Genomic DNA, 11,140 nt, shown 5'->3' on the forward strand with positions numbered 1-11,140 from the left:
TCATCCATATTCATTTTGTTATTCTCAAAGAATGTAGCATTATAATCAGAACTTTCTTTTTCTATCTGATAGTTTTCGATTTCTATATTACAATTTTTAGAGAATAAGAGATTAACTTCATTTAAAATTATAGGAAGCGATATTTTATTCTGCATTCAGTTTATAAAGACCAAGACTTGCTTACTTTTTTAATTGGGCTAATAATGAAATAAGATGTTTTCGATCCACAGCCGACATGCCTCGATATAAGCGAGCATTCATCTTTCTTCCGGCTCGAATTATTTTCAAACGTGTATTTTTGCCCGACGTAGTGAGTCGGACCTGGGACTCTCTTGCATCAAGGGATGAACGTTCCTGAATAGCAAGATTTAAATCAACCAGTTTCTGTACCAATGGAGTAACGCTAGACTGATCTCTAAAAATCTGCTTAGCAATTTCTTTCATAGATTGAGGGTGCTCATTTTTAAGTGCGCAAAGAACAGCACCCATCGCAGGAGTTATATTCGTTAATCCAAAACGCAAATAATCCTTTTTCACCTCATCTAAAATTTGATCTCGCAATGCAGTGACTAGGACTAACAACCGATCTTGTTTCATTCTTCTTCTGTTCTCCCTGCCTTCTTAATAGACAGTTTTATACATACCAAAAATTACTTTGGATACCAAGCAATATTATTCCTAACAAAAGAATTTCTGTGATTTATTATTTACAGCAGGGATTTCCAATTTTCTACCTGAATTGAGAATTTTTAAAAAGCTTTGAATACCAAGCATTTTTGGGAGCACCCTTGACTACAAATAATATACTTAAACGAATCATTTATCTGATATTCGCTATGATTTCCTACACGATCTACCTTTTTAGTATGATCGTTTTTGTCTTCCGTTTGCTTGATATCACTCAATTTATAGAGACCTTCACATTTGAATTCCAAACAGGACTAATAGGATCGATTTGTATAGACATAGCCTTAATAGTATTGTTTGGCCTTCCTCATAGTATCATGGCCAGAGCCGGTTTCAAAAAATATTGTAAACGAATAGTACCTCCGTCAATTGAGAGGAGTCTTTACGTTTTTATAACTAGCATTACTCTGATTGTACTCTCATGCCTATGGCAGCCTATCTATTCCGAGATTTGGAATATTAAAACCAATTTTGGGATATATGTGACCTATTCGATTTTCTTAATAGGATTTATCTTAGCTGTTGTTTCTACTTTTTTGATAGATCACTTTGAACTTTTTGGGTTAAAGCAAGCATGGAATTTTCTTAGAAAAACGGAAGCCCATACTACAGAATTCGCTACACCTTCACTTTATAAGTTAGTGCGTCATCCCATGATGCTCGGAATAGTTTTAGTTCTATGGGGCACACCGCTTATGAATGCAGGCCATCTTCTTCTCTCCATAGGCATGACTCTTTATATTATCATTGGGACATTCTTTGAAGAAAGAGATTTAATACGAACATTTGGGGAGAAGTATCTGAATTATAAGCGATCAGTTCCTATGCTTCTGCCCTTCTTTACACTCAATCGAAATATTAAAAAAGATTAAATTGGAGAAAACTATGAAAGTTGATAATATGATATTGTCTCAAAGATTCTGTGGTCCACCAAAAACAGGCAATGGCGGTTTTACTGCGGGTATTTTGGTGGAAGCTGTAGGAACGAACGCCGCTGAAATACGTTTACTAAGCCCAACTCCTGTTGAGACATCCATTATTCTGGAATCTAAAAAAGGACAACAAGGTGCAATCTATGACGATTCAAAGAAAATACTCGCAACTCTCAAATCAATCTCAGTAGAAGATTTTCCGGATTATAAATTGCCAACAGTTCCTGATCTCGAGGATGCAAAAAAGATATCTGCCTTTTATCCAGGGTTTACAACTCATCCATTTCCTACATGCTTCGTATGCGGTCCTAAAAGAGAAGTGAACGATGGGATGCGGATATTTGTTGGCCCTGCTCCCAAACAAATTGGATTTGAAAATCTCATGGTAGGGCATTGGCTACCAGACGAAACAGTTGAATCGGAGAATGGAATTGTAAGAGATGCGGTGATCTGGGGAGCTTTGGACTGCCCCGGTGGGTTTTCAGCTGTATTAGGTGAGCCACAGCTAATTGTACTGAGCAAAATATGCGGTAAAATTATAGAACGTCCGAAGACTGGAGAAAACTATATAGTAATGAGTTGGCGTTTACAGAAGATGTCAAGAGCCTTCAAAGTTATGACTGCTATTTTTAAATCTGATTCGAAAAGTTTGATGGCAATCGCTGAAGCACTTTGGCTAGCTCCTCGAAATTGGGATAGTACAAATCAGGAATGGTAATTGTAAGTAGCGCTGTATCACGCATGGAGAAACAGCGCTGACTTCGAAGAGAAGAATTACGTATTAGTTTTTTCTTTTATAGTGAAGAGCAGTGATGCCGGATTGAAAAGTTTCCGAACTTACAAAATCCAGTAGAAGCCTTTCTTGTAGTTTGATTGTTTCGAATAATCGAGGGCCTTTTCCAACAATTACTGGATGAACTACGAAACGATATTCATCAATTAAATTAAGCTCAGAGAGTTGAGAACCAAGACTCAAGCTACCCACGAAAATATCCTTTGCAGACTGTTTCTTCAAAACATTTACTTCATCTGCAAGACTTTCACGTGCTAGTCGAGAATTCATATCATCAACATGTTTCAATGTAGAAGAGAATAAGATCTTCTCAAGTGAGGTGAACACTTGAGCAAATTCATTCGTTATCTCTGATGCAGATTGGCCTTTTGCGATTTCTGGCCAATAAGGCACCATTAGTTGGTATGTGACCCGCCCGTACAGGATTACATCTGCTGTGCGAAGTAGATCTGTGAAATATTTGTGCAGGCCTTCGTCTGGAACCATATCCATGTGGCCGCAACATCCATCCGTACTAATGTTAATCGCAAAAATAACTTTTCTCATAGGTCTATTTATAAATAGCTAGGCTTAGTGTAGATAAAATAAGAGATAGATTTTTAAAGAAAAATGTGAAGACAGCGAGAGAACTCCCGCTGGGAAATCGATTGGTTATGTGAAAAAAAGTAAGTTCTTTTTAGTTAGTCTCTTGCAGCTTACATATATAGTGCAAGAGAACTATCTAAATTAGTAGTATAAAAAGTTTACCAACGATCGCGTTGGAACTTTCTATCGTTATTTCTGCTATTGCGGTCAGATCTTGATCTTTCTTCAGCAATCGAAACTGTGATGTTTCGACCATCTACTTCTTTACCATTAAGTTCTGAAATAGCTGCTTTGGCAGAATCTTGATCCGCAAAAGTAACAAAGCCAAATCCTCTGGATCTTCCGGTTTCGCGATCAACCACGATATTCGCTTCTTGAATAGCGCCATGGGCTTCAAAGACTTGACGTAGAGTTTGGTCAGTTGTTGACCAGCTGAGTCCACCAACAAATAGTTTGGATGACATAAATATTATCCTCGTTCCATACTGAGATATTAAATAATCTGTATGATAGTAAATTAGGTCGTTACGGGCTATGCGATTAAAACAGAACGAGTAAAGAGCACTAATGCCATTAAATTATTATAGGCAAATGCAGACAAGAACCTTTTTAGTGCGAGTTTAAAAGTAAAAGCGCTAATCTATCGATATTTTTTGCATTGGCGAGAGGACCGCCCTAGCAAGTTCGAGCGGCACGGAAAATGCCTCATTTGGTAACATGTTCGTAAGCTTGTGCTAACCGCTGCCAGGAATTTACATGCATCCATGAAAATGCAAAATAGAAGATGCCCAAGAGGAGCTGTTTCAAACGAGATTTGTTCTGGATGGAATGAGAAATCCTATCTACCAGCCACTTCTCATCAAAGCCGCTCCAGACCCCGGCAGCACTGAACAAATTCCATTGAAGAATTGGAAACACTTCGTCCCTATCAATTCTTTTTGCCTGGGCAATACTGAATTTGTTTTCAAAGATGATCGATGCAATACGAGCGTAATCCGATTCCTCAAGTTCAGTGTCAAGATACAGTTCCGAAATCGCAATCCATACCGCTGATCGATTTGTTAAGCCCATGCTGATTTCTTAAAAAATGGCGGCCAATTAAGCAATCTCCTCGCCGCTCACCCTTCCATTTTACTTTAACTCAGAAATTATTAGTTTTTTCTGTTTGAAGGTGTTCATCATTGCTTTTCTGCTTATTACCGGGTCGCTATTATGAATAAGGTCAAAATATTCAGTTGGAACCACTTGCCAAGATAACCCGTACTTATCTTTACACCAACCACAAGGTCCTTCTTCACCGCCGTTAGTTGTTAAGGCATCCCAATAGTAATCTACTTCTGCTTGGTCTTTGCAATTAATAACAAGAGAGATTGCTTCATTAAATTTAAATAATGGTCCTGCCGCTAAGATACTAAATTCAACACCTGCTAAGTCCATTACAGCTGTTTCAAATTCGCCGGATAAATCATCAGAATCAGGGTTACCGTCTTTCGGCATTTTGGTAAATAAACGATAATCTTTCAATTTACCATCTTTAAATATTGATAGGTAGTATTCAGCTACAGATTTTGCATCCTTTTCTACCCACAAACAAGGTGTGATTTTTTGTTGTATCATATTTCCCCAACATATATTATTTAATTTGTTCTTCGATTTATAAAGTGAATCACTAAAACTGGAAACAATTTTTCATTGGTTTTTCTTTGTATGAAACGAAAAATCCATCCAGATTAAAATGTAGTCTGAGGGGATTTGCATTAGTCGATGAGGCAAAGCAGAAATAGTTAGGTAAAGTAACGCTTTTATAACTTACCTTTTATTAAATCCTTAATAGCTAATAAATCACTTGAAGAAAAGTCAGCATCATACGGAAATTCACCTGAATAAAAGCGAATCGAAAAGCTATTGGCGTTTAGTAAATTATTCTGTAATTCCTTTGTGAGAATAATTTCGGCAGAATATGAATTCCACGATGAGAATCTATAGCCCTCTATACTATTTTTGGAATTTTGAAGTTCAATTTTGATTTTCTTATCATCTAGTTTAAAAAAAGCAGAAGAACCCAATGGTTGATCATGATCCGTGAATCTGGAAAAAAGATAACACTTAATAACAGGTTCTGAGCCTTCAGCAACTGTTTTCGTCAATGTCGCAAATAGCGTTTTACCTCCTCTTGGTATAGGATTTGTGTAAACATACATGTCTAAGCTAAAGGTAGTCTGATTTTTAAAGTCATCTTTAAAAACTTTAACTTTCCCATAAGATAGACACTGTAATGTTAATACGCCTATTATTGCTATGGCTGATTTTTTCATTCTTCCTCGTATGTGATCATTGCTATTAAATAAATTGAAAGCGAGAGTGCGAAAGCAGCTCGAAGCGCTGCGGAAGAGCCGATAGTTTTGCTTAGTTATCAATTTAAAAGGCGACTTTATTGTATTCCGTGCTTTATTGTGACTGTAATATAGCCCGAATTATTATTTAGAGCAGTATCGTTAATTCTGCATTCTGGATATCCACCCATTTGAAACTCAAATTCGCCCGTCGAAAAGATTAGTTCTCTGTTAGTATTCAATCTACATACCAATTGTCCGTGATTCAAATTTGAAAATATCCGGAAATCTCCCCATTGCGAAGGATTTACAGAAGAACCTCTTGAATCCAATTGAAGTTGATTATCAGTCATAGACCAATAACCTTGTGCCTCAACTTTTACCGACGTATTTGATTCTATCAGGACATTTAAGACCTGCCACCCATCTCTCGCAGTTACTATACCACTAAAGTCTTTTTTACTTTCAGGGTGCTCTTCATATAATTTGAGAATATATTCGCTTGTAGGAATTATAGCTGTTCCTACAGACGCAATTTTTCCGTCAGAGATATTTACGATTCTTGCATCAAATCTTATCGTATTATTTCTCTTTTGAATAGTTCCAAGTAAAAGCAAATCTGCGCCTGATAATTTTATTGTTTCGATCGTTGATGCATCAGCCAAACCAATTTTCCCATACAAGATCTCATCTAATATTCCATCAATTCTTTGTCTTTCTACCAAGTCAAAATGATCGGGCTTAAACATTTCATTTTGCAATGCATTTGCTAAATAAATTCCAAGTTTTGGGGTAACTAAAATATACTTTGCAAGAGGCTTAACTAAATCGTTCCTAGCAAATGATGCAATAGCTAGTGCTCTCCTATCCTTTGGCTTATAATTTAAAAGAAGTTGTTCTTTAAGTTCCTTAGCGGCCTTATCTATTTCATCTAGATATTGATAATTCAAATTCTCTTTATGAACTGATGAAACACATGAAAAAATAGTAAGAATTGAGAATAATATAACTTTCACTTTCATAATTTATCTTTTCCTTTTTATTTTTGACGATTGCGACTAACGACCAAGGTGTTCTGATGTTCGCAACGGCACGAGTTTGCCCTCCAAACAAAGTGACTGGCGCGAATGCGGTGCAGCCTAAGAAGTGAGTCGCAAAGCGATCTCCGAGCGGAGTGGAAGCACCGATAGTTAGACGCAGTGTGGATAGAAATTAGGCGTATGTTTCAAAGAATAGCAAGAAGTCTATGAAACTACAAACTTACTTACCGGCTGAGGGATGAAGAAAGAATTAAAGTAAATTGCATGTTTATTCTTCTTTTTCTAGTGAAAGATCCTGCTCTGAGTTATTACTTTTCTTTTCTTCATTACGGATCTTGCGTTTCTCAAGCTTTTCTTGCCTGATTTCCTTCTTTTTTATTTCGCGTTGTCTTTTTACAAAGGACAAGTTACCTTTTTGGGCCATATAGCTCTCCTATTAAATAAAAATCGACTTTTTGCTCTAGGGGTCATATAGGGCTTTAAAGAAGAAAGTATGAAGGTTATGAAAGACTCCTTTTAAGATGTAATCGCCAAAGCGAGAAAGGAAGCCAAACCTTTTTCGATTAATCCTCTTGCGTTGATATCTCGAGCATAATTGAAAATGCGCTGAGATACGATAACACAAGAGGATTTACCTATTTAAATTGCAAATGTAGATCGTCTACCAGCGATCTTGCTGAAACTTCCGATTACCATTCCTATTACGGTCAGATCTTGCTTTATCTTCGGCAACTGAGACTACGATATTGCGTCCGTCTAAATCTTTCCCATTGAGTGCTGAAATCGCTGTTTTCGCTGAATATTGATCAGCAAAAGTAACAAAGCCGAACCCTCTTGATCTTCCGGTCTCACGATCTATTACTATATTTGCTTCCTGAATAGCGCCATGAGTCTCAAACAATTGGCGTAAGGTTAAATCGGTGGTTGACCAGCTAAGACCACCTACGAATAATTTGGATGACATGAATTTTATCCTCGTTCTATACGGATCCCCATGAAAGTTCCGTATGATAATTTAATTTAGATCAGTACGGGCTATGCAGTTAAAACAGAACGAGTAGAGAGCTTTAATGTCATTAAGTTCTTAGAATCAATCTCCTACAAGAAACATTTAGATAGCACTTAAGGAAAATGGATCGCGATCATAAACCGTCTTATCCCTTTTCAATATAGTAAGTTTTGCGATTTATTGTAATGTTTCATATATCAATATCGAATATTATCCGCATTACGCCTAACGACCAAGGGTTATCGACGTTTTGCGGGTGCGTAAGCACTTGGCGCGAGACTTGCTTTGCAAACGAAGTGACAGATGCAAATGTGCCGAAGGCCAAGCGAGAGTTGCGTAAGCAAGCTCGAAGCGCTGCGGAAGCACCGATAGTTAGTTACCGTTCTGGCTTTTTATCTTGACAATTCCTTACTTTTTCTATTATTGTAAGGATATGAAGCTTAGGTCTAAAATAACTTCAAAATACCAAATCACAATTCCTAAAGAAATCAGGGATTCCCTAAAGCTCTCCATGGAAGATGTGATCGAGTGGTCAATTGATGAACAAGGGATTCATATAGAATCTGCCAATAAGCCATTCCTTAAATATAAGGGGTTTCTCAATAAAGGATCTACTGATACTAAATCGGATATTAAGAAAGCCTGGGAAGAAAGAGCTAAAAGATATTCTAAATGAAACTCATTTTAGATACTAATTGTTACATTTCGTTTCTGAATAAGAGAAACCAAGAACAACATGAAAAAATGGTTTCCTTTTGGGAACGAATCTCTCGATTAGAATATGAAATCATACTCACATCCCATAACATTTCCGAGATCGTCTTTGTTTTTAAGAGTATTTATTCTGTTGAACAAAAAGAGATTAATCAAATTATTCAGGATCTTATAGCAAATCCAGGCGTTTCCTTTGAACCAGCTTATTATCCGGAAACTATACTTTCCTTATGGCCTAAGCATATTAAAGATTACGGTGATGCAGTTTTAGCTGCTGCCAGCAGAACATTAGAAGCCAAAATAGTAACCTTTGATCAAGAATTTAGTAAATCTTTGAAGAAGTTAAATCTGGATCCTCATCATATCTGATGCCTAAGTCTTCTGTTTTTTTGAATTGAAGAAATACTCAGCTAGAATGGCAACTAACGACCAAGGTGTTCCGACGTTTGCAATGGCGCGAGGCTTGCTATGCAAGACGAGTGACAGAAGCAAATGTGGCGAAGCCCGAGCGAGAGTTGCGTAAGCAATCTCGAAGCGCAGCGGAAGCACCGATAGTTAGACGACGGTCTCAAGTTTAGTTCGATTGTATGCCAATAATGATTGGCTTAAATAAATTTTCCCTTACTTCTTCATTTGAAACGTGATTTAAACATTCAATAAATTTCTGCTTGAGTTTATCAAATAGTTCTTTCCCAAGAATTTCACTGAATAATCTATTTTCATCTTCAAAAATGCTCTCTTTTCCAACTAGGACTTTTCCGTCCAATATCATAAAGAATGATAAACGGCCAAATTTATCGATTACACGCCCTTGAGATTTATCTAAAATATTTTGTCTTTTAGTTTTCTTAACACGAGTGTGCATTAACTTATCAAGTTTCAATAATTTTGAACGATCTAAACGCTTTGGAATCTTTAATCTTATTTCTCTATTATTTGTTTTAATTTCAAATATCGATTCTATATCTCGTTTCTCTTTTTCGGAAAATTCCCAGGTATTATCATCTTCAACAAAATATCTATACTTATTTCTAAATTCATTTAAACTTATCTCTTCAAATTGTGATGTCAAAAATTCTTTGACCTTATAAGCTACTATTGTCAAAATTTCATCGGATATCTTACTATCTAATAATGCAATGGAGGCATATATTCCTCTTCTTTCATTTTTAAAATGAAGATCAAATATACCAGAATGTCCCCCATAATTGAATGTCAAATGAACATCTTGTGGGAACCGTTTACTACCAATTACAAATTTATTATTCTTTGTGAAAATCCATAAGTCGTCATTTATTTTGATTTTCGAAGGCATATTTTTTGAGACTGTCGTCTAACGACCAAGGTGTTCCGACGTTTGCGATGGCACGAGTTTGCCAATGCAAACGAAGTGACTGAAGCAAATGTGGCGAAGCCCGAGCGAGAGTTGCGAAGCAATCTCGAAGCGTAGCGGAAGCACCGATAGTTAGCCGGCGTGCTTGCCCTTACTTGAATAGATTTCTTTCTTATCTAATACTTTGAGAATCTTTTTATCTAATGTCCAAAGCTGAAGTTTTTTACTTCTAACTTCATTAATAAGAACTGAATCAATTAATCCAATCCCTTTATCAATATGCTTGTTTTCAAATGAAAGCTTGCCTGCAGACAAAAAGCTACCGTCTGAAGTTAAGGTATTTAGATTTTCCCAATATTCTAAAATAAAAGATACTTCGTTCTTATTTTTACATCCTTGGAGTAACTCACCAAAGACAACTTCATGAACTATCACTTCCGATGATTCTATTAGTTCTTTGAGGTCACTGAAATAAGGGTCATTTCCCCGAAAGAATTCAATCCAAACAGACGTATCTACAAGAATCATCTGTTACGATTCAGATTACGAATATTTTCCCCAGAAAAGCCTTCCTGGAACGAAAGTGGTGATTTATGTAGCTTAGCATTCAAATTCCTTATTTTAGCCTGTTTTAACCACTCTGAGAGTGCCTTCTGAAGGGAATCAGTTATGTTCTTACCTCCAGAATACTTTTGGACCTCAGCAATTAAATCGTCTGGTAATATCGCAGTCACTTTCATACGATACAATATACGATGACAGTTCGTATTTTCAAGCTTTTAATAAGAAATTTTCAAAATAATGAATCCGCACTTTCCTATTACTTAATTCTCATATGAATCAAAATTTCGGGCAAGCATGTTCGGCTAACGACCAAGGTGTTCCGACGTTTGCAATGGCGCGAGGCTTGCTACGCAAGACGAGTGACAGAAGCAAATGTGGCGTAGCCCGAGCGAGAGTTGCGTAAGCAAGCTCGAAGCGTAGCGGAAGCACCGATAGTTAGGCGATCGTGAAGCGCCTGGATAAGAGGAATTTATGCAATCTTATTATGTTGGGTAAGATCACCATTACCGAGAAGTAAGCCAGGGACACTAATATCTTCATCGATATCATCCCAATGAAGCCCTATCCCTCCCCCGCTAATTTCAAACTTTTGAAGTTGCTCTTTACTAGCTTTTCTTAATCTAGGAAAGTATGCGAGAGGGACTGATAAAGTTCTGCCATCATATAGAGATATCCAAAGATTATCTTCATCAAACCAAATCTTTTGGGCCTTTGCTTCAGATACCGAAGAAATCATTCCATTTACCTTGAATTATATCTAAATTCTTTTCAATCTCTTCTTCAATCCAATTTAACTCTTTTGAACTGAATCCGTAATTATCATCCAATAAAACATTTGGCTTTAACCAGAATTTAGCTAATTTCTCTCCCTTTCTTACATGAATGTGAACTGGTTCTCTCGGATTTCCCTCATTCGCAAAAAAGAAGAATTTAAATCCATTTCTCTCGAAAACCTTAGGCATTCAACCAATCTACACATTATATAACTTTTGAGCAAGAAAGAAACTATTTATATGTTTAGTGAACTAGGGCTTTCCTAAATTGTTTGAGAAAGAAAAATATTGGGCGCTTCATGTCGCCTAACGACCAAGGTGTTCCGACGTTTGCGATGGCGCGAGTTTGCTTTGCAAACGAAGTGACTGAAGCAAAT

General features: G+C 36.8%; 18 protein-coding genes. 4 read left to right on the forward strand and 14 right to left on the reverse strand.

Features of this window, described 5'->3' with window-relative positions:
* Positions 1–180: 180 nt before the first annotated feature.
* Positions 181–597, reverse strand: a complete 417-nt coding sequence (locus CH362_RS13530) for a MarR family winged helix-turn-helix transcriptional regulator (protein WP_100710866.1) — start codon at positions 595–597, stop codon at positions 181–183.
* 407 nt (positions 598–1,004) lie between these two features.
* Between CH362_RS13530 and CH362_RS13535 the strand changes: the two genes are divergently transcribed.
* Positions 1,005–1,559, forward strand: a complete 555-nt coding sequence (locus CH362_RS13535) for a methyltransferase family protein (protein WP_244280587.1) — start codon at positions 1,005–1,007, stop codon at positions 1,557–1,559.
* 13 nt (positions 1,560–1,572) lie between these two features.
* Complete coding sequence (locus CH362_RS13540; RefSeq protein WP_100710898.1) at positions 1,573–2,337, forward strand: hypothetical protein; 765 nt, start codon at positions 1,573–1,575, stop codon at positions 2,335–2,337.
* Positions 2,338–2,400: 63 nt separating this feature from the next.
* Here CH362_RS13540 and CH362_RS13545 read toward each other — a convergent pair whose 3' ends face one another.
* The 8 genes from CH362_RS13545 to CH362_RS13575 form a co-directional block, all read right to left on the reverse strand.
* A complete protein-coding gene (locus CH362_RS13545) occupies positions 2,401–2,958 on the reverse strand; it encodes a dihydrofolate reductase family protein (protein ID WP_100710867.1) in 558 nt (185 codons plus the stop codon).
* A 197-nt stretch (positions 2,959–3,155) separates the two neighbouring features.
* Entirely contained in the window at positions 3,156–3,461 is a 306-nt protein-coding gene (locus CH362_RS13550; RefSeq protein WP_100710868.1) for an RNA recognition motif domain-containing protein, read from the reverse strand.
* A gap of 241 nt (positions 3,462–3,702) precedes the next feature.
* Positions 3,703–4,068: a DUF7079 family protein gene (locus CH362_RS13555; protein WP_100710869.1), complete on the reverse strand. Its 366-nt coding sequence runs from the start codon at positions 4,066–4,068 to the stop codon at positions 3,703–3,705.
* Between the two features lie 60 nt (positions 4,069–4,128).
* Entirely contained in the window at positions 4,129–4,614 is a 486-nt protein-coding gene (locus CH362_RS13560; RefSeq protein WP_100710870.1) for a VOC family protein, read from the reverse strand.
* A gap of 185 nt (positions 4,615–4,799) precedes the next feature.
* Positions 4,800–5,312 carry a hypothetical protein gene (locus CH362_RS13565; protein ID WP_100710871.1) on the reverse strand — a complete coding sequence of 171 codons (513 nt, stop codon included), beginning with the start codon at positions 5,310–5,312 and terminating at the stop codon, positions 4,800–4,802.
* Between the two features lie 116 nt (positions 5,313–5,428).
* On the reverse strand, positions 5,429–6,352 hold the full coding sequence (locus CH362_RS13570) for a CsgG/HfaB family protein (protein ID WP_100710872.1): 924 nt from the start codon (positions 6,350–6,352) through the stop codon (positions 5,429–5,431).
* Positions 6,353–6,638: 286 nt separating this feature from the next.
* Entirely contained in the window at positions 6,639–6,794 is a 156-nt protein-coding gene (locus CH362_RS19275) for a hypothetical protein (RefSeq protein ID WP_165780268.1), read from the reverse strand.
* Positions 6,795–7,031: 237 nt separating this feature from the next.
* The gene (locus CH362_RS13575; protein ID WP_100710873.1) at positions 7,032–7,334 is read right to left on the reverse strand and encodes an RNA recognition motif domain-containing protein; all 303 of its coding nucleotides are present in this window, start codon (positions 7,332–7,334) and stop codon (positions 7,032–7,034) included.
* A 478-nt stretch (positions 7,335–7,812) separates the two neighbouring features.
* On the opposite strand from CH362_RS13575, the gene CH362_RS13580 reads away from it, so the two are divergent.
* Together CH362_RS13580 and CH362_RS13585 are read left to right on the forward strand one after the other, a co-directional pair.
* Positions 7,813–8,055: an AbrB/MazE/SpoVT family DNA-binding domain-containing protein gene (locus CH362_RS13580; protein WP_100710874.1), complete on the forward strand. Its 243-nt coding sequence runs from the start codon at positions 7,813–7,815 to the stop codon at positions 8,053–8,055.
* A complete protein-coding gene (locus CH362_RS13585) occupies positions 8,052–8,462 on the forward strand; it encodes a type II toxin-antitoxin system VapC family toxin (RefSeq protein ID WP_100710875.1) in 411 nt (136 codons plus the stop codon). The genes CH362_RS13580 and CH362_RS13585 overlap by 4 nt, the downstream gene beginning before the upstream one ends.
* A 205-nt stretch (positions 8,463–8,667) precedes the next feature.
* Here CH362_RS13585 and CH362_RS13590 read toward each other — a convergent pair whose 3' ends face one another.
* The 5 genes from CH362_RS13590 to CH362_RS13610 all read right to left on the reverse strand — a co-directional run bounded on the left by CH362_RS13590 (position 8,668) and on the right by CH362_RS13610 (position 10,952).
* On the reverse strand, positions 8,668–9,408 hold the full coding sequence (locus tag CH362_RS13590; RefSeq protein WP_100710876.1) for a hypothetical protein: 741 nt from the start codon (positions 9,406–9,408) through the stop codon (positions 8,668–8,670).
* 150 nt (positions 9,409–9,558) lie between these two features.
* Entirely contained in the window at positions 9,559–9,954 is a 396-nt protein-coding gene (locus tag CH362_RS13595) for a PIN domain-containing protein (protein ID WP_100710877.1), read from the reverse strand.
* Complete coding sequence (locus tag CH362_RS13600) at positions 9,951–10,166, reverse strand: DUF2191 domain-containing protein (protein ID WP_024864045.1); 216 nt, start codon at positions 10,164–10,166, stop codon at positions 9,951–9,953. The genes CH362_RS13595 and CH362_RS13600 overlap by 4 nt, the downstream gene beginning before the upstream one ends.
* Positions 10,167–10,459: 293 nt before the next feature.
* Positions 10,460–10,726 (reverse strand): DUF2442 domain-containing protein, encoded by a 267-nt coding sequence (locus CH362_RS13605; protein ID WP_100710878.1) that lies wholly within the window; start codon positions 10,724–10,726, stop codon positions 10,460–10,462.
* The gene (locus tag CH362_RS13610) at positions 10,707–10,952 is read right to left on the reverse strand and encodes a DUF4160 domain-containing protein (RefSeq protein ID WP_004503550.1); all 246 of its coding nucleotides are present in this window, start codon (positions 10,950–10,952) and stop codon (positions 10,707–10,709) included. The genes CH362_RS13605 and CH362_RS13610 overlap by 20 nt, the downstream gene beginning before the upstream one ends.
* Positions 10,953–11,140: the final 188 nt, after the last annotated feature.

It is taken from the genome of Leptospira saintgironsiae (genome assembly GCF_002811765.1).
In the GTDB taxonomy this organism is placed as follows: Bacteria; Spirochaetota; Leptospiria; order Leptospirales; family Leptospiraceae; genus Leptospira_B; species Leptospira_B saintgironsiae.